This is a genomic window from Streptomyces sp. NPDC107500 (assembly GCF_055582785.1).
In genome coordinates this window covers 117,983-142,323 of the sequence record NZ_JBVJPF010000011.1, presented here as the reverse complement: position 1 = coordinate 142,323, position 24,341 = coordinate 117,983, and the positions used below count along the sequence as shown (strand labels likewise).

The window sequence follows — 24,341 nt, the reverse complement described above, 5'->3', positions numbered from 1 at the left end:
CCCCTGGGCGGGTGGTGCTCAGCCCTTCTCCAGGTACTGCTCCCTCTGCTCGTCCAAGAGTGCCTCCAGCGCCGTCTTCAGTCCGGGCAGGCCGGTCAGCTCCGGGTCGGTGGCCACCAGGGCCGCGGCCTCCTGTCGCGCCTGAGCGATGATCTCCTCGTCCTCGATGACGGCGAGGACCCGCAGGGAGGTGCGGGCACCGGACTGGGCCTGGCCGAGGACGTCGCCCTCCCGGCGCTGTTCGAGGTCGATCCGGGACAGCTCGAAGCCGTCGAGGGTGCCGGCGACCGCGTTCAGCCGCTGGCGGGCCGCGCTCGCCTCGGGCATCTCGGTGACCAGCAGGCACAGACCGGCGGCGGAGCCGCGACCGACCCGGCCGCGCAGCTGGTGCAGCTGGGAGACGCCGAAGCGGTCCGCGTCCATGATCACCATCGCGGTGGCGTTGGGGACGTTGACCCCGACCTCGATGACGGTCGTGGCGACCAGCACGTCGGTCTCCCCGGCGGCGAAGCGGCGCATGACCGCGTCCTTGTCGTCGGGCTGCATACGGCCGTGCAGGATCTCGACCTTGAGGCCGTGCAGGGCGCCCTTCGCCAGCTGCTCGGCGATGTCGAGGACGGCCAGCGGGGGCCGCTTCTCGGCGTCGTCCTCCGGCGACTTCCGCGGGGCGCCCTTCTTGCCGGGGTCGTCCTCCTCGTCGCCGATGCGCGGGCAGACGACGTACGCCTGGTGGCCGTTGGACACCTCCTCCCGGACCCTTTCCCAGGCCCGGGAGAGGAAGTGGGGCTTGTCGGCGGCCGGGACGACGTGGCTGGCGATCGGGGACCGGCCGGCCGGGAGCTGGTCCAGGACCGAGGTCTCCAGGTCGCCGAAGACGGTCATGGCGACGGTGCGCGGGATCGGGGTGGCGGTCATGACGAGCAGGTGCGGGGGCTGCTTCCCCTTGCCCCGCAGGGCGTCGCGCTGCTCGACGCCGAAGCGGTGCTGTTCGTCGACGACGACCAGGCCGAGGTCGTGGAACCGCACCTTGTCCTCGATCAGCGCGTGCGTGCCGATGACGATGCCGGCCTCGCCGGTGGCCAGGTCGAGCAGGGCGTGCCGCCGGGCGGCGGCGCCCATGGACCCGGTGAGCAGCACCACCTTGGTGGCATGCTCGGCACCGCCCAGCATTCCCCCCTCGGCCAGCTCCCCCATCATCTCGACGACCGACCGGTGATGCTGCTGCGCGAGCACCTCGGTGGGCGCGAGCATCACGGCCTGCCCACCCGCGTCCACGACGGCGAGCATGGCGCGCAGGGCCACCATCGTCTTCCCGCTGCCCACCTCGCCCTGGAGCAGCCGGTGCATCGGGTGGTCGGTGGCGAGGTCGTCGAAGATCTCGCGGGAGACCTTCTGCTGGCCGTCGGTGAGAGTGAAGGGGAGGCGGTCGTCGAAGGCGGTGAGCAGGCCGTCCGGGGCGGGTTCGCGGGGGACGGCGGGGAGTTGGGTCTCGGCGTGGCGGCGGCGGGCCAGGGCGACCTGGAGGACGAAGGCCTCGTCCCACTTCAGGCGGGCGCGGGCGTCCTCGATGTCGGCCTTGGTGTGCGGGCGGTGGATCTTGAGGAGGGCCTCGGGCAGGGAGACCAGGCCCCGGCCCTCGCGCAGGGAGCCGGGGAGCGGGTCGACGGCCTCCTGGGCGCTCGGCAGCACCGTCTGGATGGCCTTGCCGATCTTCCAGGACTCCAGTTTGGCCGTGGCCGGGTAGAGGGGGATGAGGGCGCCGGCCCAGGACTCGACGCTCTCGCTCGCTTCGTCGTCATCGTCGGCGCGCAGCAACTCGTACGCCGGATGGGCCAGTTGCAGGCGGCGGTTGAAGACGGAGACCTTGCCCGCGAACATCGCGCGGGTGCCCGGCAGGAGTTCCTTGTGCGGCTTGTGGACGCCGTTGCCGAAGAAGACCAGTTGGAGGCGGCCGCTGCCGTCCGTGATGGTCACCTCCAGGCGCTGTCCCTTGCCGCGTGGTGCCCTGGACGAGGCGAAGGAGTGCAGCCGGGCGTCGGCCACCTGCGCGACCACCGTGACGTGTTCGTCCATGGGCAGGTCGGCGAGGTGGGTGAGCTGGCCGCGCTCCTCGTATCTGCGGGGGTAGTGGTGGAGGAGGTCGCCGACGGTGTGCAGGCCGAGGTGCTCGGCCATCACCTTCGCGGTGGCGGGGCCGAGGACCTTCTTCAGGGGTTCTCGCAGTGCGGGCACGAGATCCATTGCACACCACGCCACTGACATCGGTCGCCGGAAGCGCCGTACTACTCCACGCCGACCAGCAGCAGCGCCCCCTGCCGGCCGCCCCGGTGGACCACGGTGTCGACCGCGAGGTACGCCGCACGGACCCGGGCCTCCAGGTGCTCGGTGACGGTTCGGGGCGCCTCGTCGCCGAGGACGAGGGTGACCAGCTCGCCGCCGGCCGAGAGCATCCGGTCCAGGACGGTCGCCGCGACCTCCGTGACGTCCGCGCCGATGACCGCCACGTCGCCGTCGATGAGGCCGAGCACGTCACCGGCCTGGCAGATGCCCGCCGTGGTCCAGGACCGGTGCTCGGCGACGGTGACCTCGGCGTAGCGGGTGGCGCCGGCCGCGGAGGTCATCGCCACCACGTCCTCGTCGAAGCGCCGCTCGGGCTCGTGCACGGCGAGCGCGGCGATGCCCTGGACCGCGGAGCGGGTGGGGATGAGGGCGACCCTGACGCCTTCGGCACGGGCCTGCTCGGCGGCCGCGGCGGCGGTGTGGCGCAGTTCGGCGTCGTTGGGCAGCAGGACGACCTCGTGCGCGTGCGCCCGCCGTACGGCCTGGACCAGCTCCCCGCTGGCGGGCGGCTCCCCGGGGCGGGCGAGCAGGGTGGTCGCGCCGGCCTCGGCGTACAGCCCGGCCAGCCCCTCCCCCGGTACGACGGCCACCACGGCGCGGCGGCTCCGTTCCCGGGGCGGGCGGCCGGTCCCGGCGGTGTGGGCGTCGCCGTGCCCGAAGTGGGTGATGCGGATCCGGTGGGGCCGCCCGGCCTCGACGCCCGCCTCGACGGCGGCGCCCGCGTCGTCGACGTGCACGTGGACGTTCCACAGTCCGTCGCCGCCGACCACGACGAGCGAGTCCCCGAGCGCGTCGAGCCGCTGCCGCAGCCGCGTGACGGCCGCGTCCTCGGCCTCCAGGAGGTAGATCACCTCGAAGGCGGGCTCGTCGCTGCGGTCGGCCTCCGTCACCGCGCACTCGCCCGCGAGCGCCTCCTCGTCGCCCGGCGCCGGGGACGCTTGCGGCGGGACGCCCCCGTGCGGCGCCACACGCGCGTGCGGCTCCACGCGTGCGTGCGCGACGGTGGCCGCTCCCGGGCCGGGCGCCTGCCCGGTGAACGTCTCCACCAGGGCGCCGAGGACCGTCACGAGCCCGTGTCCGCCGGCGTCGACCACTCCGGCGCGCTCCAGGACCGGCAGCTGGGCCGGGGTGGCGGCGAGCGCCGCGCGGGCGCCCTCGTAGGCCGCGCGGGCCACCTCCGCGCAGTCGCCCTCCGCGTCGTCGGCCGCGTCGGCGGCGGCGGAGGCGACGGTCAGGACGGTGCCCTCGACCGGATGGGCCACGGCCTGGCGGGCGGACTCGGCCGCGTTCCGCAGGGCCAGCCGCAGGCCGGGGCCCTCGGTGTGCGCGGACTCACTCCGCGCGGTGAGCACCTGGGACATGCCGCGCAGCAGCTGCGCGAGGATCGTCCCGGAGTTGCCCCGCGCGCCGATCAGCGCGCCGTGGGCCATCGCGCCGACGGTCTCCGCCAGCGAGGGGCCGTCGGCGGCCTCCGGCGCCCCGTCGTCCAGCTCGTGCGCCGCGAACACGGCCTCCACGGCCGCGACGGCCGATTCGAGGGTCAGATAGAGGTTCGTGCCGGTGTCCCCGTCCGCGACGGGATAGACGTTGATCGCGTCGATCTCCTCGCGCGCCCGTCCCAGCGCGCGCAGTGACAGACCGCACCAGGTACGCACCGCCAGAGCGTCGAAGAACCTCTGCGGCACCTGCGCCACCTGTGCCTCCCTGAGCTGCCGGCCGTGGCTGGCAGCGTAGACCTTGGGCGGGTGCCCGGCGGAAGAGGGCCGGGGCGGGCCCCTGAGCTGCCGTGGTAGTTTCGTTGTACGGGAGCAGCCGTTGTATGCTGCTCCGGTTGCCCGATCCCGATCGGGCCATCCCCCTGGCACCGCCACTCAGATCCCGGACCGTCGAGTCCGAGAACTTGATCCCGGCATGCCGGGATCAACCGTAAGTGCATCTGAAGTCTTTGGAGTGACCCGTGGCTGCCAACTGCGACGTCTGCGGCAAGGGGCCGGGCTTCGGCAACAACATCTCGCACTCCCACCGCCGTACGCCCCGTCGCTGGAACCCCAACATCCAGCGCGTGCGTACCGTGGAGGGCGGGACGCCGAAGCGCGTGAACGCTTGCACCTCGTGCATCAAGGCCGGCAAGGTCTCGCGCTGACGCGTCAGCTGAGCGCGCGGCCACTGCCTGGTCCGCTGTAGGGAGCCGGTCCACCTCGGGTGGACCGGCTTTTTGCCGTGCTCACAGGCCGCGGTCGTAGATCACACTCGTAGATCGGACTCGTAGGTCACCCTCGTGGAATCCGCTCGCGGGTCACGCCCGGCTCAGGCGGTGTCCCGCCCGAGCGCCCACCCGTGATCGACCGGCCCGATCCCGTCGCCGAGCGCGAAGCCGGCCCCGATCGCCCCGGTGACGTACTCCTTCGCCTCGGTCACCGCCTCCGGCACCGACCGCCCCTTCGCCAGGCCGCACGCGATGGCCGACGCGAGGGTGCAGCCGGTGCCGTGCGTGTGCCGGTTGTCGAGGCGCGGGGCGCGCAGCCAGTGCTCCTCGGAGCCGTCGGTGAGCAGGTCCACGGCCTCGCCGCGCAGGTGGCCGCCCTTGATCAGCGCCCAGCGCGGCCCGTACTCCAGCAGGGCGGCGGCCGCCCGGCGCAGGTCGCCCTCGGACTCGACGCGTACGCCGGTCAGTTGCGCGACCTCGTCGAGGTTCGGGGTGGCGACGGTGGCCACCGGCAGCAGCTTGGTGCGGACCGAGTCCAGGGCGGAGGCGGCGAGCAGCGCGTCCCCGTGCTTGGAGACGCCGACCGGGTCGACGACGGCCGGGGCGTCCGTGCCGCCGAGCAATTCGGCGACCGTCTCCACCAGTTCCGCGGAGGCGAGCATCCCGGTCTTGACCGCCTGGACGCCGATGTCGTCGACGACGCTGCGGTACTGGGCCCGTACCGCTTCCACGGGCAGCTCCCAGGCGCCCTGCACGCCGAGGGAGTTCTGCGCGGTGACCGCGGTGAGCACGCTCATGCCGTGGGTGCCGAGGGCGAGCATGGTCTTCAGGTCGGCCTGGATGCCGGCGCCGCCGCCGGAGTCGGAGCCGGCCACGGTGAGCACCAGGGGCGGCCTCATGCCTCGACCTCCCCGCCGAAGTGGTCCCAGCCGCCCTTGCTGGTCCAGGGCGCCCCGTCGACGGTCACCTGGGGCAGCGCGGAGGGGTTGAGGACCTCGCCGATGACCTTCCAGCGGGCGGGCAGCTTCACGTCCGGCGGGAAGGTCGCCACGATCGCGTGGTCCTCTCCCCCGGTGAGCACCCACTGCATGGGGTCGACGCCGACGGCCTGCCCGATGTCGTTCATCTGGGACGGGATGTCGATCTGGCCGGAGCGGACGTCGATCCTGACCTTGCTGGCCTCGGCGATGTGCCCCAGGTCGGCGATGAGCCCGTCGCTCACGTCGCACATGGCGGTGGCGCCGAGCCCGGCCGCGGCCGGACCCGCGTGGTACGGGGGCTCGGGGCGCCGGTGGGCCTCGACGAAGGCGCGCGGCGAGCGGAAGCCGCGGGACAGCACGGCGAACCCGGCGGCGGACCAGCCCAGCCAGCCGGTCACCGCGACGAGGTCGCCGGGCTGGGCGCCGCCCCGGGTGACGGGCTCCTGGTTGCGCAGGTCGCCCAGCGCGGTGATGGAGACGGTGATGGTGTCGCCGCGCACCACGTCGCCGCCGACCACGGAGGCGCCGGCCACCTGGCACTCGTCGCGCAGGCCGTCCATCAGCTCGGTCGGCCAGGTCACCGGCAGTTCGGCGGGGACGACCAGGCCGAGCAGCAGCGCGGTCGGCACCGCGCCCATGGCGGCGATGTCCGCGAGGTTCTGCGCGGCCGCCTTGCGGCCCACGTCGTACGCGGTGGACCAGTCCCGGCGGAAGTGCCGCCCCTCCACGAGGATGTCGGTGCTGGCCACCACCCGGCGGTCGGGCGCGGCCACCACCGCGGCGTCGTCGCCGGGGCCCACCCGGACCGCCGGGGTGGTGGTGAGACGGGAGGTGAGCTCCCTGATGAGCCCGAACTCCCCCAGCTCACCAACAGTGCCCTTCATCGCCTTGGCTCCCCTTCTGTCCCTGTCCGTGCCCGGTCGCGCGTCATCTCTGTCCTCGTTACGGTCGAAATGACCGTCGCCACGGTCGGCGTGATCGTCAACTCGTGTCATTCCGCCACCCCGGCGCGCGGGGCCCTCGGCCCACGGGTCTCCCCGCGGAGAGCGGCTACGCGATACCGTGGCGTTCCTTTTCCCCACATGATCCTCGTGGCCGCTCTGGAGGTTCCGTGGTACAGGCGTACATCCTGATCCAGACGGAGGTCGGCAAGGCGTCGACCGTCGCCGAGACGATCAGCAAGATCCCCGGGGTGATCACGGCCGAGGACGTGACAGGACCCTACGACGTCATCGTGCGCGCCCAGTCCGACACCGTCGACGAACTCGGTCGCATGGTGGTCGCCAAGGTCCAGCAAGTGGACGGCATCACACGCACACTGACCTGCCCCGTGGTTCATCTCTGACCCCCCTCCGCCCGCTCGCTCTCGTACTGTTGATCGCCGCCGCCGGCTGCTCCTCAGCAGACGACAGCGGGTCGGCGGCGGTTCCCGGCCCGGGCCCCGGTCACGAAGCTGTGGCGGAACCCGGACAACACGCTGCCGCCGGTGGGCCGGGGAAACCCGCTGATCATACTGCGAGAAGGCGACCCCCGAGGGGGTCGCCTTCTGGCTGTGCGCGGGGCGGCGGACGTCAGCGCAGCCCCGTCGGGCGCCGCAGCGCCGCCTGGACCAGCCGGTCCACCAGCTCCGGGTAGGCGACCCCGCTCGCCTGCCACATCTGCGGGTACATGGAGATCGGCGTGAATCCGGGCATGGTGTTGATCTCGTTGATCACGAACTCGCCGTCCTCGGTGAGGAAGAAGTCCGCGCGCACCAGCCCCTCGCAGGAGGCCGCGTCGAACGCCGCGACGGCGAGGCGCTGGACCTCGGCGGTCTCCTCCGGCGTCAGCGGGGCGGGCACGATGCCGGGGGTGGAGTCGATGTACTTGGCCTCGAAGTCGTAGTACGCGTGCTCCGAGGGCGGCGGGATCTCGGCGGGGAGGGAGGCCCGGGGGCCGTCCTCGAACTCCAGCACCCCGCACTCGATCTCCCGGCCGCGCAGGGTCGCCTCGACCAGGATCTTCGGGTCGTGGCGCCGGGCCTCCTCGATCGCCTCGTCGAGTCCGGCCACGTCGTCGACCTTGGTGATGCCGATCGAGGAACCCGCGCGCGCGGGCTTCACGAACAGCGGCCAGCCGTGCTCGCCGGCGAAGTCGACGATCTTGCCACGGGCGCCGGAACGGTCCTGCTCCCACTCGCGGGGCCGGATCACCATGTACGGGCCGACCTTCAGCCCGTAGGAGGCGAACACCGCCTTCATGTACTCCTTGTCCTGGCCGACGGCCGAGGCGAGCACGCCCGCGCCGACGTAGGGCACACCGGACAGCTCCAGGAGTCCCTGGAGGGTGCCGTCCTCGCCGTACGGGCCGTGCAGCACGGGGAAGACGACGTCGACCTCGCCCAGTGCCTTGGGCACCGCGCCGGGTTCGCTGTAGACGACTTCGCGGTTGGCGGGGTCGACGGGCAGCACCACGGCGCCCTCGGCCGACTCGGCCAGTTCGTCGACGTCGGGCGTACGGCGCTCGGTGATCGCCATGCGTTCCGGTTCGTCGGCGGTGAGGGCCCAGCGGCCGTCCCTGGTGATGCCGATCGGCAGGACGTCGTACTTGGTCCGGTCGATGGCCGCGAGGACGGCGCCGGCGGTGACCACGGAGATCCCGTGTTCGGAGCTGCGCCCGCCGAACACGACGGCCACACGCGGCTTGCGAGGCGGCTGCTCGGGGCTCTGGGGGAGGTTCTCGGTGCTCATATCGCGTTGAGAGTACCCGCCCGTAGGGCCACGAGACAGCGTCGGCGGGGCCGCGTGGCGCGGGTGGCGCCCAGGGTGCGGTCCGGTGTCGCTCAGCGTCGTTCGGGCTTCGCGCTGCGCGACATCAGCTCCTTGACCGCGACGACCGGGGGCTTGCCCTCGTGCACGATGGCGACCACGGTCTCGGTGATCGGCATGTCGACGCCGTGCCTGCGCGCCAGATCCAGCACCGACTCGCAGGACTTGACGCCCTCGGCGGTCTGCTTGGTGACCGCGATGGTCTCCTGGAGGGTCATGCCCTTGCCCAGGTTGGTGCCGAAGGTGTGGTTGCGGGACAGCGGGGACGAGCAGGTCGCCACCAGGTCGCCGAGCCCGGCCAGTCCGGAGAAGGTCAGCGGGTCGGCGCCGAGGGCGACCCCGAGGCGGGTGGTCTCGGCGAGGCCGCGGGTGATCAGGGAGCCCTTGGCGTTGTCGCCCAGGCCCATGCCGTCCGCGATGCCGACGGCCAGCCCGATCACGTTCTTCACGGCGCCGCCCAGTTCGCAGCCGACGACGTCGGTGTTGGTGTACGGGCGGAAGTACGGCGTGTGGCAGGCGGTCTGGAGGCGCTGGGCGACGGATTCGTCGGGGCAGGCGACCACGGCGGCGGCCGGCATGCGGGCGGCGATCTCGCGGGCCAGGTTGGGCCCGGTGACCACGGCGATGCGCTCGGCGCCGACCTTGGCGACGTCCTCGATGACCTCGCTCATCCGCATCGCGGAGCCGAGTTCGACGCCCTTCATCAGCGACACCAGGACCGTGCCGGGCGCCAGCAGCGGCGCCCAGTCGGCGAGGCCCGCGCGCAGCGTCTGGGAGGGGACGGCGAGGACCGTGAAGTCGGCGTCGCGCGCGGCCTCGGCGGCGTCGGTGGTGGCCCGCAGGCCGGCGGGGAGTTCCACGCCGGGCAGGTAGTCCGGGTTGGTCCGGGTGGAGTTGACGGCGTCGGCGAGGTCGGCGCGGCGCCCCCACAGGGTGACGTCGCACCCCGCGTCGGCGAGGACCGTGCCGAAGGCGGTGCCCCAGGATCCGGTGCCGAAGACGGCCGCCTTGACCGGCTTGCTCACGTGCTCTGCCCTTCTGCCTGCGTTCCCCGCGTGCGTGCCGGCGCCTGCTGCGACGGCGACGGTGTCTGCGACTGCGTACGGCGCCGCTGCTCGATCCGCTCGCGGCGTGGGTCGTAGGGGGTCCTCGGTGCCTTCTCGCCCCGGATCTCCTCCAGGTGGCCGGTGACGGCGGCCATGATAACCTCGGTGGCCTCCTTCAGCAGCTCCGCGGTCATCTCCCGGTCGTAGAACCGCGCGAGGTCGACCGGCGGCCCCGCCAGCACGCGGTGGGTCTTGCGCGGGAGGAGGTTCGGCTTCTTGGCGTAGGGCGGCAGCAGTTCGTTGCAGCCCCACTGGGCGACCGGGATCACCGGGCACTTGGTCTGCAGGGCGACGCGCGCGGCACCGGTCTTGGCGGTCATCGGCCAGCCGTCCGGGTCGCGGGTAAGGGTGCCCTCGGGGTAGAAGGCGACGCACTCGCCGCGCTCCACGGCCTCGATCGCGGCCCGGAAGGCGCTGAGGGCGTCCGTGCTCTCGCGGTAGACGGGGATCTGTCCGGTGCCCCGCATCGCGGCGCCGACGAAGCCCTTCTTGAAAAGGCCGCTCTTCGCCAGGAATCGGGGGACGCGCCCGGTGTTGTACTGGTAGTGCGCGTACGCGAAGGGGTCCACGTGCGAATTGTGGTTCACGGCGGTGATAAATCCGCCGTCGGCCGGAATGTTCTCCATTCCCCGCCAGTCCCGCTTGATCAGAACCATGAGCGGCGGTTTGCAGATCACCGCGGCCAGGCGGTACCAGAAGCCGATTCTGCGGCGGGGCACGCTGACACCTTTCCTCCAGGGCCTGGGGCCGGACAAGTGTCGCCCCGGGCCTCCCGTCTGTCGAGAACACCGTACGCCCCGGCGAGTGAACCGCCAGGTCTCCCAGGTGACAATGACGGCGACGAGAGAAGGACGGAACGCTCGTGCAGTGGACCTTGGTCGTACCCGTGAAGCCCCTCGCCCGGGCCAAGAGCAGGCTGTCGGACACCGCGGACGACGGGGTCCGGCCGGATCTCGCGCTGGCGTTCGCCCAGGACGCCGTGGCAGCCGCGCTGGCCTGCCCGGCGGTCGCGGATGTGGCAGTCGTCACGGACGACGCACGGGCCGGGCGGGAGCTGGCGGCGCTCGGCGCGGCCCTCGTCACGGACGAGCCCCGGGGCGGTCTGAACGCGGCGCTGGCGCACGGCGCCGCGGCGGTCCGGGCGGCACGTCCCGGAACTCCGGTGGCGGCGCTCAACGCGGATCTCCCCGCGCTGCGGCCGGCGGAATTGGCGCGGGTCCTGGCGGCGGCCGGGCAATTCCCGCGCGCTTTTCTCCCGGACGCGGCCGGAATCGGCACGACCTTGCTGACCGCGGCACCGGGCACCGAATTGTCCCCGGCATTCGGTCCGGATTCCCGGGTCCGCCACCGCGCGTCCGGCGCGGTGGAACTGTCCCTCGGCGCGGTGGATTCCGTACGGCAGGACGTCGACACCGGCGGTGATCTGCGCTCCGCCCTGGCACTGGGGGTGGGGCCCCGGACGGCGGCGGTGGCGGCGCGGCTGCTGATCGCCGGGCAGTAGGCTGCGGCCATGCAGGCGACCGCGTACACGTACGACTCCGAAAGCCGCAGCGGGCAGGTGCTGCTCGACGACGGCACGCCCGTGCCCTTCGACGCGGCGGCGTTCGACGCGGGGGGCCTGCGACTGCTGCGACCCGGGCAGCGGGTGCGGATCGAGACGGAGGGGGCGGGCGAGGACCGCCGGATCACGCTGGTGACACTCCAGACCCTCTGAACGACCTGGGAAAACGCCGCGGGCCGGACTCCGAGAGGGAGTCCGGCCCGGCGCGTGAGAGCCCTGTTCGCCTGCTGCCGCTACCGCCGGCCGCTACTTCTTGCGTGCGGTGGCCTTCTTGGCGGTGGTCTTGCGGGCGGTCGACTTCTTGGCCGGGGCCTTCTTGGCGGTCGCCTTCTTGGCGGGAGCCTTCTTCGCCGCGGTCTTCTTCGCCGTCGCGGTGGTCTTGGCGGCGGACTTCTTGGCGGTGGTCTTCTTCGCCGTCGTCTTCTTCGCCGCTCCGGTGGCCTTCTTGGCCGCGGTCTTCTTCGCCGCGGTGGCCTTCTTCGCCGCGCCCGTGGCCTTCTTCGCCGCGGTCTTCTTGGCGGCGGCCTTCTTGCCCGCGGCCTTGGAGATCGTGGCCGAGGGGCCGGACAGGCTGCCCTTGGGGGCCTTCTTGACCGCGATGTCGTTCTTCGGGAGCTTCTTCGAGCCGCTCACCAGGTCCTTGAAGCCCTGACCCGCGCGGAAGCGCGGCACCGAGGTCTTCTTGACCCGAACCCGCTCGCCCGTCTGGGGGTTGCGGGCGTAGCGGGCGGGACGGTCGACCTTCTCGAAGGAACCGAAGCCGGTGACCGAGACCCGGTCGCCCGAGACCACGGCACGGACGAGGGCGTCCAGGACCGCGTCGACGGCGTCGGCGGCCTGCTGCCTGCCGCCCACCTTGTCGGCAATCGCTTCTACGAGCTGCGCCTTGTTCACGTCTTCCCCTTCGGAGACATCGCCAGAACGAATGTGTTCAAGCTTTTTCGCACGTTAGGCAGATATATACCGCAAATCAAACACGAAACGGGCTAATCACCCTTGTGCCGCAACGGACTCGGGCCGCCCAGGCCTGTTCAGCCGTCCTCTTCGGGGAATCGACCCGCGTCGAGGTCGTCGGTGAACCGATCCAGGCGCCTTGCCGCACCGGCGAGATCGTGTTTGGCCGCGGCCGTAATGACCAGCAGCTTCCGGGTCAGCGCCATCCGTACGCCCTCCGGGACTTGCAGTGCGCGCACTCTTGTGTGCGCTTCCTTGAGCCGGACCGCGACCGCCGCATAGAGCTCGAGTTGGCCGTCGTGGTCCATGCACAGATTGTGCCATCTGGGGCGAGTTGTCGCCTGCGCAGGGGGCAACTGCCGCCCCGAACGGCCTTCCGGTCACTCCCGGAACCCGCGCCTCCAGGACTTCTTTACCCCGGCAACCAAGCCTCTAACGTGGGAAGTTGTGCGCCTCACCGCTGACGGGCGTCCGTCGCCCGACCCAAAAACGGCCGTACCCCCGATCGGGCTGATCGGGGGTACGGCGGGGGTGTTGGGTGGCCGAAACTCGACCTTGCGGGAGCCTCTGCGGGCCCGGGGGTCAGACCTGGACGGTCTGCGGCTTGTGCGAAGGGCGCTTCGCCTCGTACGCGGCGATGTCCGCCTCGTTCTGGAGGGTGATCGAGATGTCGTCCAGTCCGTTCAGCAGCCGCCAGCGGGAGTTCTCGTCCAGCTCGAAGGAGGCCGTGACGCCCTCCGCCCGGACCTCGCGGGCCTCCAGGTCGACGGTGACCTCCGCCTGCGGGTCCTGCTCCGTGAGCGCCCACAGCGCGTCCACGATCTTCTGGTCGAGGACCACGGTGAGCAGGCCGTTCTTCAGCGAGTTGCCCCGGAAGATGTCGGCGAAGCGGGAGGAGATCACGGCCTTGAAGCCGTAGTTCTGCAGCGCCCAGACGGCGTGCTCACGGGAGGAGCCGGTGCCGAAGTCGGGGCCGGCCACCAGGACCGTGGCGCCCTGGCGCTCGGGCTGGTTGAGGACGAAGGACCCGTCCTTGCGCCAGGCCTCGAACAGCCCGTCCTCGAACCCGTCCCGGGTCACCTTCTTGAGCCAGTGGGCGGGGATGATCTGGTCGGTGTCGACGTTGCTGCGGCGCAGCGGGACGGCCCGGCCGGTGTGCTTGGTGAATGCTTCCATGACTCTCAGACTCCAGCGGGCGTGGGGACGTCGGCGGCGGACAGGTCGGCCGGGGAGGCCAGGTGGCCCAGAACCGCCGTCGCGGCCGCGACCTGCGGCGACACCAGGTGGGTGCGACCGCCCTTGCCCTGGCGCCCCTCGAAGTTGCGGTTGGAGGTGGAGGCGGAGCGCTCGCCCGGGGCCAGCTGGTCCGGGTTCATGCCCAGGCACATCGAGCAGCCCGCGTGCCGCCATTCGGCGCCGGCCTCCTTGAAGACCACGTCCAGGCCCTCGGAGACGGCCTGGAGACCCACCCGCGCGGAGCCCGGGACGACCAGCATCCGTACGCCGTCGGCGACTTTGCGGTCCTTGACGATCTCGGCGGCGGCGCGGAGGTCCTCGATGCGGCCGTTGGTGCAGGAACCTACGAAGACGGTGTCCACGCTGATGGAACGCAGCGGCTGCCCGGCCTCCAACCCCATGTACTCCAGGGCCTTTTCGGCGGCGAACCGCTCCGAAGCGTCTTCGTACGAAGCCGGGTCGGGGACGGCGGCGGAAAGCGGCGCGCCCTGCCCCGGGTTGGTGCCCCAGGTGACGAACGGGGACAGCTCGGCGGCCTCGATGACGACCTCGGCGTCGAACTCGGCGTCGTCGTCCGTGCGCAGCGTCTTCCAGTACTCGACCGCCGCGTCCCAGTCCGCGCCCTCGGGGGCGTGCGGGCGGCCCTGGAGATAGTCGAAGGTGGTGGCGTCGGGGGCGATCATGCCCGCGCGGGCGCCGGCCTCGATCGACATGTTGCAGATGGTCATGCGGGCCTCCATCGAGAGCTTCTCGATGGCCTCGCCCCGGTACTCCAGGACGTAGCCCTGGCCGCCACCGGTGCCGATCTTCGCGATGATCGCGAGGATCAGGTCCTTGGCGGTGACGCCGTCGGGCAGTTCGCCGTTGACCGTGATGGCCATGGTCTTCGGACGGGCCAGGGGCAGCGTCTGGGTGGCCAGCACGTGCTCGACCTGGGAGGTGCCGATGCCGAAGGCCAGCGCGCCGAAGGCGCCGTGCGTCGAGGTGTGCGAGTCTCCGCAGACCACGGTGGTGCCGGGCTGGGTCAGGCCCAGCTGCGGGCCGACCACGTGCACGACGCCCTGCTCGACGTCGCCCAGCGGGTGCAGCCGGACGCCGAACTCCGCGCAGTTCTTGCGCAGCGTCTCCAGCTGGGCCCGGGAGACCGGGTCCGCGATGGGCTTGTCGATGTCGAGTGTCGGGGTGTTGTGGTCCTCGGTGGCGATGGTCAGGTCGAGCCGCCGCACCGGGCGGCCGCTCTTGCGGAGGCCGTCGAAGGCCTGCGGGCTGGTCACCTCGTGCAGCAGGTGCAGATCGATGAAGAGGAGGTCGGGCTCGCCCTCGGCGCGCCGGACGACATGGTCGTCCCAGACCTTCTCCGCGAGTGTCCTACCCATCGCTTTCCCTCCGGCCGGCGACCAAGCGTCGGCCCAACTAGAGATCTTTGGGGAAGCGGCGCCCGCACCCCTGTGTTTCCGGGCAACCGCCACCAGGCCCGTACGTCACGGGCCGTTGTGACTTCGTGCCATCCAGGGTGGCGCGTTCCATGGAAAATTGAACTTGCGTTTCACAGAGTGAGACGGGAGTATCGTTTCATGGACAACAGTAGCGGCGTCGGCGTTCTGGACAAGGCGGCCCTCGTCCTGAGCGCTCTGGAGTCCGGCCCGGCCACCCTCGCGGGATTGGTCGCTGCGACCGGACTGGCACGACCCACGGCCCACCGCCTGGCCGTGGCACTGGAACACCACCGCATGGTGGCGCGCGACATGCAGGGCCGTTTCATTCTCGGCCCGCGCCTGGCCGAGCTGGCCGCGGCGGCCGGCGAGGACCGGCTGCTGGCGACCGCGGGCCCGGTGCTCACCCACCTTCGCGACGTCACGGGCGAGAGCGCTCAGCTCTACCGCCGCCAGGGCGACATGCGTATCTGTGTGGCCGCGGCCGAGCGTCTGTCGGGCCTGAGGGACACGGTCCCGGTCGGCTCGACGCTCACGATGAAGGCCGGCTCCTCGGCGCAGATCCTGATGGCCTGGGAGGAGCCCGAGCGCCTGCACCGCGGCCTCCAGGGCGCCCGCTTCACGGCGACGGCGCTGTCCGGCGTGCGGCGGCGCGGCTGGGCCCAGTCCATCGGCGAGCGGGAGCCGGGCGTCGCGTCCGTCTCGGCGCCGGTGCGCGGCCCCTCCAACCGCGTGGTGGCGGCCGTGTCCGTCTCCGGCCCCATCGAGCGTCTGACGCGCCACCCGGGCCGGATGCACGCCCAGGCCATCATCGACGCCGCCGGCCGCCTCTCGGAGGCGCTGCGCCGTACGGGCTGACCGGCACCTTCCCCTGTGTGACCGGGGACGGGCCCGCCTCAACGCCGCGGCGGCCCCTCCCCCGGTCAGGACCCCGACCGGGCCCGCTGCGCCGAACCGGCGCGGACCCACGGGTACTTGGGAACGCCAGAAGGCCCCCCGCCGAAGCGGAGGGCCTTCTGATCTTGTACCCCCGACCGGATTCGAACCGGCGCTACCGCCTTGAGAGGGCGGCGTGCTAGGCCGCTACACAACGGGGGCGTGGATCTTGCGGGCGTTTCATGCTCAATCGCCGCAGATCCGAGCTGGTCTACCAGGACTCGAACCTAGACTAACTGAACCAGAATCAGTCGTGCTGCCAATTACACCATAGACCAATGTGGTTTAGACCAGTTCGTACCCCCGACCGGATTCGAACCGGCGCTACCGCCTTGAGAGGGCGGCGTGCTAGGCCGCTACACAACGGGGGCCCTAGCGATCATCTCGTGAGAGATCACCGTACCCCCGACCGGATTCGAACCGGCGCTACCGCCTTGAGAGGGCGGCGTGCTAGGCCGCTACACAACGGGGGCATTGCAGATATAGCTCTGCGAGCTGGCCTACCTGGACTCGAACCAAGACTAAGTGAACCAGAATCACTCGTGCTGCCAATTACACCATAGGCCACTGGAACGCAAGCCCCTGATGGGGTTTCGCTCTAGCGTCGCGCTTCCGGTTCCCGGCCCTTTCGGCCCGCTCCTCGGCGGCGCAGGAAGAACATTACCCGAAGGTGGACGGGGCTCCAAAACGGGTATCGGCGCGGAGCAGCGCGGGGAGTTCGGAGAGGGAGGCGATACGGCGCGGCCCCTCCGGCGGCTCCACCGTCGCGTAGACGCCGCCCCGGTCGATCCACACGGAGAGCAGCCCGGCGTCGGCGGCGCCGCGTCCGTCGATCTCCGGGTGGTCGCCGACGTAGGCGACCTCGGCCGGGGGGAGAGCCAGGGCGTCGCAGGCCGCGAGGAAGGCGGCGGGCTCGGGCTTGGAGACGCCCAGTTCGGCGGCGCACAGGATGGTCTCGAAGCGGTCGTGCACACCGAGGACGCGCAGCTTGCGGTCCTGGACGGTGAGGCTGGAGTTGGAGAGCACCGCGTGCCGGTGGCTGTCGGCGAGGGCGTCGAGGACGGGCAGCACGTCCGGGAAGAGGGACCAGGCGGCCTCGTAGTGCGTGACGTAGCGCTGGAACCACGTGTCGGCCTCGGCCTCGGTCAGCTCCGGCCGGCCCAGGAACTCGCGGATGCGGTCGCGCCGCTGTGTGACGAAGTCCACCTCACCGGCGGAGAAGCGCGCCCACTGCCGGTCGGTGATCTGCCGCCAGCGCACGAGGGCCTCCTCGGCCGACCCGTACCCGGCGAGGAGCCCTTCGGCCACCAGGTGGGCCCGCATGCCCTCCCGGTCGGCGGTGGTGTAGTCGAAGAGGGTGTCGTCGACGTCCCAGACCACGGCTCGGATGCTCATGATCCGACGGTAACGCCGAGGGGCGGACCGTGTCCGCCCGATCCGGGGAACGGCGAAGGGGCGGCGCCCGGTGGTCCGGGTGCCGCCCCTTGGGCGCGTACGGGCGTCAGGCCGCGAGCCGGGCCAGCGCCGCGTCGATCCTGGCCAGCGCCTTCTCCTTGCCCAGGACCTCCAGGGACTCGAAGAGGGGCAGGCCGACGGTGCGGCCGGTGATCGCGACGCGGACCGGGGCCTGGGCCTTGCCGAGCTTGAGGCCGTGCGCCTCGCCGGCGGCCAGGACGGCCTCCTTGAGGGACTCGGGGGACGTCCAGTCGGCCGCGTCCAGCTTCTCGCGGGCGGTGACGAGCAGGGCGTCCGAGCCCTCCTTCATCGCCTTCGCCCAGCTCGCCTCGTCGAGGACCGGCTCCGGCAGGAACAGGAAGTCGACGTTGTCCGTGATCTCGGAGAGGACCTTGAGGCGGGTCTGCGCGTGCGGCGCGATGGCCTCCCACTTGGTCTCGTCGAAGTCCTCGGGCGCCCAGGGGGCGGCCGGGGCCTTCAGCCACGGGCGGCAGCGCTCGGTGAAGTCCTTCACCGGCAGCAGCCGGATGTGGTCGCCGTTGATCGCCTCGCACTTCTTCAGGTCGAAGCGAGCCGGGTTGGGCTGCACGTCGGAGACGTCGAAGGCCGCCACCATCTCGTCGATCGTGAAGATGTCCTGGTCGGCGGAGAGCGACCAGCCGAGCAGGGAGAGGTAGTTGAGCAGGCCCTCGGGGAGGAAGCCGCGCTCGCGGTAGAGGTTCAGGCTCGACTGGGGGTCGCGCTTGGAGAGCTTCTTGTTGCCCTCGCCCATGACGTACGGGAGGTGGCCGAAGGCCGGGATCTCCTTGGCGATGCCCAGCTCGGTCAGCGCCTTGTACAGGGCGATCTGGCGCGGGGTGGAGGAGAGCAGGTCCTCGCCGCGCAGGACGTGGGTGATCTCCATCAGGGCGTCGTCGACCGGGTTGACCAGCGTGTAGAGGGGGGCGCCGTTGGCGCGGACGATGCCGTAGTCCGGGACGTTCTCCGGGAGGTAGGTGATCTCGCCGCGGACCAGGTCCGTGAAGGTGATCGCCTCGTCGGGCATCCGGAAGCGGACGATGGGCGCGCGGCCCTCGGCCTTGTACCCCTCGACCTCGGCGTCGCTCAGGTCGCGGCAGTGGCCGTCGTACCCGGAGGGCCGGCCTGCCGCGCGGGCGGCCTCGCGGCGGCTGTCCAGCTCCTCCTGGGAGCAGTAGCAGCGGTAGGCGTGGCCGGCGGCGAGCAGCTTCTCGGCGACGTCCTTGTAGATGTCCATGCGCTGCGACTGGCGGTACGGCGCGTGCGGGCCGCCGACCTCGGGGCCCTCGTCCCAGTCGAAGCCCAGCCAGCGCATCGCGTCGAGCAGCTGGGTGTACGACTCCTCGGAGTCGCGGGCCGCGTCGGTGTCCTCGATGCGGAAGACCAGCGTGCCCTGGTGGTGCCGGGCGAACGCCCAGTTGAACAGGGCGGTGCGCACCAGACCCACGTGGGGGTTGCCGGTGGGGGACGGACAGAAACGTACGCGTACGGGTGAGCCGGGTGCGCTAGCCACGCTTGACAACCTTGTTGGTGAGAGTGCCGATGCCTTCGATGGTGACGGCGACCTCGTCGCCGACGTTGAGGGGGCCGACGCCGGCCGGGGTCCCCGTGAGGACGACGTCGCCGGGGAGCAGCGTCATGGCCTCGGAGATGTTGACGATCAGGTCCTCGATGGAGTGGATCATCTCGCTGGTGCGGCCGAGCTGCCGCTGGGCGCCGTTGACCGTGAGCTGGATGGTCAGGTCGGCCGCGGCGGCGAGGTCGATGTCCGTCTCCACCCAGGGCCCCAGCGGGCAGGCGGAGTCGAAGCCCTTCGCCCGGGCCCACTGCTTCTCGCGGCGCTGCACGTCGCGGGCGGTGACGTCGTTGGCGCAGGTGTAGCCGAAGATCACGTCCTGCACGCGGTCGCGCGGGACCTCGCGGCACATGCGGCCGATGACCACGGCGAGTTCGGCCTCGTGGTGCAGTTCCTCGGAGAAGGAGGGGTACTGGATGGCGTCGCCGGGGCCGATCACCGAGGTGGACGGCTTGAAGAAGGCGAACGGGGCGTCGGGCACCTCGTTGCCGAGTTCGCGGGCGTGTTCGGCGTAGTTGCGGCCGAAGGCGACGACCTTGTTCGGGAGCACCGGCGGCAGCAGCCGCACCTTGCTCAGGGGCACCTTGGTGCCGGAGAGCTCGTAGTCCCCGAACGGGATGCCCTTGATGATGTCGAGGACGAGCTGGTCCGGCTGGTCGCCCTCGACCGCGCCGAAGGCGACGTTCCCGTCGATGGAGAACCTGGCGATGCGCACGGGTTGCTTGGCCCCTTGACTGAGCTGGCTGGAGTCTGACGCCCCAGGCTAACGCGGCGCGCCCGTCCGGCATGATCCGCCGGACGGGCGCTTGGTGCTCAGGGCCTGTCTGACCATTCCCGTCGTCGCCCGGAAGGGCGGCCTCGCGGCGTCAGGTGCGTGCTCTCGCCGTGCCGGGCGTAGAGCCTCGTACTGGATGTACTTGGCTCTGCGCCCGGTGCGGCGAGAGTGCGTGCATGGCGTCGCGGGGCAGACGGGAATGGTCAGACAGGCCCTAGGGGGCCGCCTGAACGGGCGGCGCCGGGGTGACGTACTACTCTGCGACGGCGGCCCCGACCGGGACCTCCATGAGGACGGTGCGCCGGGGGTTGGCGGTCTGGGCGGGGAGCTCGACGGCGTGCTCCGGCTGCTCCTGCGTGCGCAGGTCGTCGGCGTCGTCGAGGTGCGCCAGCGTCGTGCGCCGCGGGTTGGCGATCTGGTGGAACATCATCGTCGTCTTCACGGTTGTGGGAGGCCCTGTCGTGTCCGGGCGCCCGAGGGGCTGCGATGACCCCTGCGAGGGCGCGGGTTGTCGGTTTTGCCTTCTCTGTAAAGCGTCAGGCTAAACATGCAATTCCCCGGCAACTCGGGGAGGGCCCGCGATCTGCGTGTGAGTTTGCTCACTTATCAAGGGTCAAACCGGTCAATTGCGACTCCAGCGACACTGGGACCAATAAGACATTCCACCGTTGAAGCCCGCATTCCGCTCCTGATCATGGCGACTGGGACACCCTCCGCACCTCGACAACTCGCGGGCATACGTCCCTTTTGCGGGTGATCATCTTCTACGTCTGGTGACTCGGCCCTCACGTGCTGTCACGTATCTCACGGCGTACCCCACGGGCCTTGTTGGAGATCCTGCACTGTGCTGGAATTCCACGGACCGCCGCAGGATCGAGCCGGCGCGCAGGGGGCGCAAAGCAGCGCCGGGCGGCGGCGAGAAGGGGGAACCAGCGCCGGTCACTCACGACCACCACGGGGGCGTATTCAGGGCGCTCCCATGACGCCGACACCGTGTCCCGCCGTTCACGCGGAGGGGCGCCTGGTCCAGAGGTTGCGACGCTAGTGCAGGGACGTTTCAAGAGGGATGGCAGCGCTTCGGCGGAGCCGGAGCCGCACGGCGGGACCGGCCCCAAGGCCGTCGGCTCCTCGCCCCAGCACGCCCAGAACCCGGGCCAGACCCCGCCCGGCGACAGTGGAGAGCGCGCCGGTCAGACGGCCGGTTCGGCCGCCCCCGGCCAGCAGCCGTCCGCCAAGCCGGCCAAGGGCGCGCCGAGCGGCCCCGGTCCGCGAATAGCCCTGCGCAACTGGCGTATCTCCACCCGTCTGGTGTCGCTGCTCGCGCTCCCGGTGGTCGCGGCCACCTCGCTGGGCGCGATGCGCATCAGCCAGTCGATGGACGACATCCAGCAGCTCGACAACATGAAGCTGCTGACCGAGATGACCAAGCAGGCCACCGAACTGGCCGCCGCGCTCCAGGAGGAGCGCGACCAGTCCGCCGGCCCCCTGGCACACGGCTCGGCGTCCAGCGCCATCGCCGTCAAGGGCGACCGCGAGAAAACCGACCGGGCGCTCAAGAACTTCCTCGACAACTCCGAGGAGATCGACGCCGCCAGCAAGGACGGCAACCTCGTCGGTGTCCGCGACAGCCTCGTCGGCCTCGCGAGCGACCTGAACGACCTGAACAAGATCCGCGGCACGGCCTACCAGGCCAAGCAGAACTCGACCCAGACCGTCGAGGCCTACCACCGCCTGATCAACCACCTGCTCGACCTCTCGCAGGACATGGCGGAGGCGACCAGCAACCCCGACATGATTCAGCGCACGCGCGCCCTGTCGGCCTTCTCCTCGGCCAAGGAGTACGCGTCCATCCAGCGCGCGGTCCTGGCGGCGGCACTCCCCGCGAACAACACCAGCAAGGGCAAGCTCTCCGAGAACGACCGGCTCTACGCCCAGTCGGCGCTCCAGAGCCAGACGTCCGAGATCCGCAGCTTCACCAGCATCTACGGCGACGGCGCCGAGGAACTCCTCAAGCCGATCTCCGAGGGCAACCCGGTCATCGAGGCGTCCGACCAGTACGCCGGCCGCGCCCTCAGCGGCGTCAACGGCCTGGGCGACCTCAAGCCCCGGTCGTACCAGGACTGGCTGGACGAGAGCTCCACCAAGATCCAGCAGATGAAGAACATCGAGCTGAAGCTGCTGGAGGACATGGAGCAGCAGGCCCGCGAGCTGCGCAACGAGTCCGAGCGCGAGGCCATCATCTCCGGTGTCCTCATCCTGCTCGTGCTCGGCGTCTCGCTGGTCGGCGCCTTCGTCGTGGCGCGGTCCATGATCCGCTCGCTGCGCCGCCTGGAGGACACCGCGACCAAGGTCGCCCAGGACCGCCTGCCCGAGCTGGTCAAGCAGCTCTCCGAGACCGACCCGCAGGACGTCGACACCTCGGTGGAGTCGGTCGGTGTGCACTCCCGGGACGAGATCGGCCGAGTGGCCGCGGCCTTCGACGACGTGCACCGCGAGGCCGTCCGCCTCGCCGCCGAGCAGGCCCTGCTGCGGGGCAACGTCAACGCGATGTTCACCAACCTCTCGCGCCGCTCCCAGGGCCTCATCCAGCGTCAGCTCTCGCTCATCTCCGAACTGGAGTCCCGCGAGGCCGACCCGGACCAGCTGTCCTCGCTGTTCAAGCTCGACCACCTCGCGACGCGCATGCGCCGTAACGGTGAGAACCTCCTCGTCCTCGCCGGTGAGGAGCCCGGCCGGCGCTGGACCCGGCCGGTCCCGCTGGTCGACGTGCTCCGTGCCGCCGCCTCCGAGGTGGAGCAGTACGAGCGCATCGAACTGGCCTCCGTGCCGACCACCGAGGTCGCCGGCCGCGTGGTCAACGACCTCGTGCACCTGCTCGCCGAGCTGCTGGAGAACGCGACCTCGTTCTCCTCGCCGCAGACCAAGGTCAAGGTCACCGGTCACGCGCTGCCCGACGGGCGGGTGCTGATCGAGATCCACGACACCGGTATCGGCCTCTCCCCCGAGGACCTCGCCGCGATCAACGAGCGGCTCGCCTCGCCGCCCACCGTGGACGTCTCCGTCTCCCGCCGCATGGGTCTGTTCGTGGTCGGCCGCCTCTCGCAGCGCCACGGCATCCGCATCCAGCTGCGGCCGTCCGACTCCGGTGGCACGACCGCGCTGGTCATGCTGCCCGTGGACGTCGCCCAGGGCGGCCGCAAGCCGCAGCCGAAGCCGGGGCAGTCCGCCTCCGGCAACGGCGGTCCGGCGGCCGCGCAGGCCGCCGCCGGTGTCGCCGCGGCCCGCCGTGGCGGTCAGGGCGGCGCCCTCGCCGGAGGTGCCTTCGGCGGCGGTGGCGCGCTCGGTGGTGGCGGTGCTCCGGGCGGCCGGCTCGGTGCCGCCCAGGGTCCGCGGGCCGCGCTCCCCGGACGGGACACGGACGGCCGCCCGGGCGCGCCCGGCGGTCCGCGCGGTCCCCAGTCCCCGGCCGGTCCCGGCCAGCAGAACCGACCGGCCCCGGCCGGCGCGGGAGCCGGTGCCGGTCAGGCGCCCGGTGCCCCGCAGGGTCTGCAGGCCGCGGGCATGAACGCGCCGCAGGGCAACGCCCCGCAGGGCCAGGACGTCTTCGGCGGTGGCCGCGGTCCCGCCGCGCCGCCGCAGCGCGGCAAGCGCGGGAACAACGGCGACGCCGGACAGGGCCGTCGTCCGCAGCTGCCGCCGCGCGGTGGTCCGCGGGCCGAGCTGCCCGGTGGCAACCCGCAGCCCCGCACACCCAGCTGGAGCGACGAGAACGCGCAGCCGTCCGTGGAGCGCGCCCCGCTGGACGCCCCGCGCGGCCACGAGGAGCCGGACAGCTCCCGCACCCGCCGCACCCCGGACTTCGACGACCGGCAGGGCCCGGGCTCCACGGCGGAGATGCCGGCCGTGCCGCGGTTCGGCGAGCCCCAGTCCCCCGCCGCCACGGCCGAGTTCGCCCGCCCCGACTTCGACGCCCCGGCCCCTCGCCAGGACGTCCCGCAGAACACGGGCCAGTTCACCCGGCCGGACCAGAACCAGAACCAGTACGACCAGGGCGCGTACCCGCAGAACCAGTACGGCCGGGACCAGTACGGTCAGGGCGGCCCCGCGGACGCCCCGCGCAACGACCAGTTCGCGCGGCCCGAGCAGACCGGCCCGCAGCAGGGCAACGGCGCCTTCGTCCGCTCGGACGTCTTCGGCGGCCAGCCCCGTCAGACCGGCCCGAACGGACCCGCCCAGGCCGACCGGTTCGCCGGCGCCCAGGGGTACGACAACGGCTCCGCCGGACAGCAGGGCCTGCCGAGCCGCGCGAACCCGGCCGCCCCCGGCCCGTTCGAGCGCCCGCAGGTCAACGGCGCGCAGGGCGGCAACGACTTCGGCGCACCGCGCCCGCCGGCCCCGTCCCCGCAGCGCCCCGTCCACCAGGAGCCCGCGGGCGGCCACACCAACGGGACCCCCGCGCAGCAGCGGCCCCAGGACGGCTGGGCCCTGCCCCCGGCCACCGGCCCCGGTGACGGGCGCACGCCGCTGTACGACACGCTGGAGACCAACTGGTTCCACGGCGACCGCGAGGCGAGGGCGCAGCAGCAGGCCCAGCCCGCCGCCCCGGAGCCGCAGGCCGCCCAGCCCCAGACCCCGGCGGCCCCGCAGCGGCCCGCCACCGCTGCCTGGCGCAGTTCGCCCAACGACGACCTCGTCCGGCAGGCGGAACGCGTACGGCAGCCGGCGGCGGGCGGGGTCACCACCTCCGGCCTCCCGCGCCGCGTCCCCCGGGCCAACCTCGTCCCGGGGACGGCTCAGCAGCAGTCGCACCAGAACGGTCCGCAGATCTCGCGCGCGCCGGACGACGTGCGCGGCCGGCTGACCAATCTCCGTCGGGGAATCGCACAGGGCCGTCAGGCCGGTACCAACCAGACCGGCAGCTACCCGCGGCCCACTCACCAGCAGGAGCGTTAGTTGAG

20 protein-coding genes, 5 tRNA genes and 1 pseudogene are annotated in these 24,341 nt (G+C 71.8%); 6 read left to right on the top strand and 20 right to left on the bottom strand.

Annotated elements, in window-relative coordinates; all coding sequences use genetic code 11:
• Positions 1 to 18: 18 nt before the first annotated feature.
• Positions 19 to 2,241: an ATP-dependent DNA helicase RecG gene (recG, locus tag ACZ67M_RS35975; RefSeq protein WP_392016620.1), complete on the bottom strand. Its 2,223-nt coding sequence runs from the start codon at positions 2,239 to 2,241 to the stop codon at positions 19 to 21.
• A gap of 41 nt (positions 2,242 to 2,282) precedes the next feature.
• Entirely contained in the window at positions 2,283 to 4,034 is a 1,752-nt protein-coding gene (locus ACZ67M_RS35970; protein WP_469854144.1) for a DAK2 domain-containing protein, read from the bottom strand.
• A gap of 263 nt (positions 4,035 to 4,297) precedes the next feature.
• On the opposite strand from ACZ67M_RS35970, the pseudogene rpmB reads away from it, so the two are divergent.
• A pseudogene (gene rpmB / locus ACZ67M_RS35965) lies at positions 4,298 to 4,408 on the top strand (50S ribosomal protein L28); the annotation flags it as partial.
• A gap of 239 nt (positions 4,409 to 4,647) precedes the next feature.
• Here rpmB and thiD read toward each other — a convergent pair.
• Both thiD and ACZ67M_RS35955 read right to left on the bottom strand, forming a co-directional pair.
• On the bottom strand, positions 4,648 to 5,445 hold the full coding sequence (gene thiD / locus ACZ67M_RS35960; RefSeq protein ID WP_469854143.1) for a bifunctional hydroxymethylpyrimidine kinase/phosphomethylpyrimidine kinase: 798 nt from the start codon (positions 5,443 to 5,445) through the stop codon (positions 4,648 to 4,650).
• On the bottom strand, positions 5,442 to 6,410 hold the full coding sequence (locus tag ACZ67M_RS35955) for a thiamine-phosphate kinase (RefSeq protein WP_064730013.1): 969 nt from the start codon (positions 6,408 to 6,410) through the stop codon (positions 5,442 to 5,444). The genes thiD and ACZ67M_RS35955 overlap by 4 nt, the downstream gene beginning before the upstream one ends.
• Positions 6,411 to 6,637: 227 nt before the next feature.
• Between ACZ67M_RS35955 and ACZ67M_RS35950 the strand changes: the two genes are divergently transcribed.
• Positions 6,638 to 6,871: an Lrp/AsnC ligand binding domain-containing protein gene (locus ACZ67M_RS35950; protein ID WP_122617661.1), complete on the top strand. Its 234-nt coding sequence runs from the start codon at positions 6,638 to 6,640 to the stop codon at positions 6,869 to 6,871.
• Between the two features lie 226 nt (positions 6,872 to 7,097).
• Here ACZ67M_RS35950 and ACZ67M_RS35945 read toward each other — a convergent pair whose 3' ends face one another.
• From ACZ67M_RS35945 to ACZ67M_RS35935, 3 genes are all read right to left on the bottom strand, one after another.
• Positions 7,098 to 8,255, bottom strand: a complete 1,158-nt coding sequence (locus tag ACZ67M_RS35945) for a D-alanine--D-alanine ligase family protein (RefSeq protein WP_467321293.1) — start codon at positions 8,253 to 8,255, stop codon at positions 7,098 to 7,100.
• A gap of 92 nt (positions 8,256 to 8,347) precedes the next feature.
• Positions 8,348 to 9,358 carry an NAD(P)H-dependent glycerol-3-phosphate dehydrogenase gene (locus ACZ67M_RS35940; protein ID WP_392016610.1) on the bottom strand — a complete coding sequence of 337 codons (1,011 nt, stop codon included), beginning with the start codon at positions 9,356 to 9,358 and terminating at the stop codon, positions 8,348 to 8,350.
• Entirely contained in the window at positions 9,355 to 10,158 is an 804-nt protein-coding gene (locus tag ACZ67M_RS35935; RefSeq protein WP_385799957.1) for a lysophospholipid acyltransferase family protein, read from the bottom strand. Before ACZ67M_RS35935 ends, ACZ67M_RS35940 begins: the two co-directional genes overlap by 4 nt.
• A gap of 143 nt (positions 10,159 to 10,301) precedes the next feature.
• Here ACZ67M_RS35935 and cofC point away from each other — a divergent pair, with 143 nt between their 5' ends.
• Both cofC and ACZ67M_RS35925 read left to right on the top strand, forming a co-directional pair.
• Positions 10,302 to 10,940, top strand: a complete 639-nt coding sequence (gene cofC, locus ACZ67M_RS35930; RefSeq protein ID WP_392239704.1) for a 2-phospho-L-lactate guanylyltransferase — start codon at positions 10,302 to 10,304, stop codon at positions 10,938 to 10,940.
• Between the two features lie 9 nt (positions 10,941 to 10,949).
• Positions 10,950 to 11,153, top strand: a complete 204-nt coding sequence (locus ACZ67M_RS35925; protein WP_361365279.1) for a hypothetical protein — start codon at positions 10,950 to 10,952, stop codon at positions 11,151 to 11,153.
• A 93-nt stretch (positions 11,154 to 11,246) separates the two neighbouring features.
• Here ACZ67M_RS35925 and ACZ67M_RS35920 read toward each other — a convergent pair whose 3' ends face one another.
• The 4 genes from ACZ67M_RS35920 to leuC all read right to left on the bottom strand — a co-directional run bounded on the left by ACZ67M_RS35920 (position 11,247) and on the right by leuC (position 14,566).
• Positions 11,247 to 11,894, bottom strand: coding sequence for an HU family DNA-binding protein (locus tag ACZ67M_RS35920; RefSeq protein ID WP_392016604.1), 648 nt, complete (start codon positions 11,892 to 11,894; stop codon positions 11,247 to 11,249).
• Positions 11,895 to 12,031: 137 nt separating this feature from the next.
• Entirely contained in the window at positions 12,032 to 12,262 is a 231-nt protein-coding gene (locus ACZ67M_RS35915) for an SCO5555 family protein (protein WP_064731981.1), read from the bottom strand.
• Positions 12,263 to 12,536: 274 nt separating this feature from the next.
• Complete coding sequence (leuD, locus tag ACZ67M_RS35910) at positions 12,537 to 13,130, bottom strand: 3-isopropylmalate dehydratase small subunit (RefSeq protein ID WP_361365273.1); 594 nt, start codon at positions 13,128 to 13,130, stop codon at positions 12,537 to 12,539.
• Between the two features lie 5 nt (positions 13,131 to 13,135).
• Positions 13,136 to 14,566, bottom strand: coding sequence for a 3-isopropylmalate dehydratase large subunit (gene leuC, locus ACZ67M_RS35905; RefSeq protein ID WP_125491703.1), 1,431 nt, complete (start codon positions 14,564 to 14,566; stop codon positions 13,136 to 13,138).
• Positions 14,567 to 14,764: 198 nt separating this feature from the next.
• Here leuC and ndgR point away from each other — a divergent pair, with 198 nt between their 5' ends.
• A complete protein-coding gene (ndgR, locus tag ACZ67M_RS35900) occupies positions 14,765 to 15,481 on the top strand; it encodes an IclR family transcriptional regulator NdgR (RefSeq protein ID WP_053137572.1) in 717 nt (238 codons plus the stop codon).
• 167 nt (positions 15,482 to 15,648) lie between these two features.
• Here ndgR and ACZ67M_RS35895 read toward each other — a convergent pair.
• From ACZ67M_RS35895 to ACZ67M_RS35855, 9 genes are all read right to left on the bottom strand, one after another.
• A tRNA-Glu gene (locus ACZ67M_RS35895) sits at positions 15,649 to 15,721 on the bottom strand.
• A gap of 44 nt (positions 15,722 to 15,765) precedes the next feature.
• Positions 15,766 to 15,837 (bottom strand) — tRNA-Gln (locus ACZ67M_RS35890).
• A gap of 20 nt (positions 15,838 to 15,857) precedes the next feature.
• A tRNA-Glu gene (locus tag ACZ67M_RS35885) sits at positions 15,858 to 15,930 on the bottom strand.
• Between the two features lie 29 nt (positions 15,931 to 15,959).
• Positions 15,960 to 16,032, bottom strand: a tRNA-Glu gene (locus ACZ67M_RS35880).
• A 22-nt stretch (positions 16,033 to 16,054) separates the two neighbouring features.
• A tRNA-Gln gene (locus tag ACZ67M_RS35875) sits at positions 16,055 to 16,126 on the bottom strand.
• Positions 16,127 to 16,219: 93 nt separating this feature from the next.
• On the bottom strand, positions 16,220 to 16,954 hold the full coding sequence (locus ACZ67M_RS35870; RefSeq protein WP_361365269.1) for an HAD family hydrolase: 735 nt from the start codon (positions 16,952 to 16,954) through the stop codon (positions 16,220 to 16,222).
• Between the two features lie 106 nt (positions 16,955 to 17,060).
• A complete protein-coding gene (gene gltX, locus ACZ67M_RS35865; RefSeq protein ID WP_385799951.1) occupies positions 17,061 to 18,545 on the bottom strand; it encodes a glutamate--tRNA ligase in 1,485 nt (494 codons plus the stop codon).
• Complete coding sequence (locus tag ACZ67M_RS35860; protein ID WP_361365264.1) at positions 18,538 to 19,323, bottom strand: fumarylacetoacetate hydrolase family protein; 786 nt, start codon at positions 19,321 to 19,323, stop codon at positions 18,538 to 18,540. Before ACZ67M_RS35860 ends, gltX begins: the two co-directional genes overlap by 8 nt.
• A 313-nt stretch (positions 19,324 to 19,636) precedes the next feature.
• On the bottom strand, positions 19,637 to 19,825 hold the full coding sequence (locus ACZ67M_RS35855) for a hypothetical protein (RefSeq protein ID WP_064730001.1): 189 nt from the start codon (positions 19,823 to 19,825) through the stop codon (positions 19,637 to 19,639).
• A gap of 602 nt (positions 19,826 to 20,427) precedes the next feature.
• Here ACZ67M_RS35855 and ACZ67M_RS35850 point away from each other — a divergent pair.
• The gene (locus tag ACZ67M_RS35850) at positions 20,428 to 24,336 is read left to right on the top strand and encodes a sensor histidine kinase (protein ID WP_392239702.1); all 3,909 of its coding nucleotides are present in this window, start codon (positions 20,428 to 20,430) and stop codon (positions 24,334 to 24,336) included.
• Positions 24,337 to 24,341: the final 5 nt, after the last annotated feature.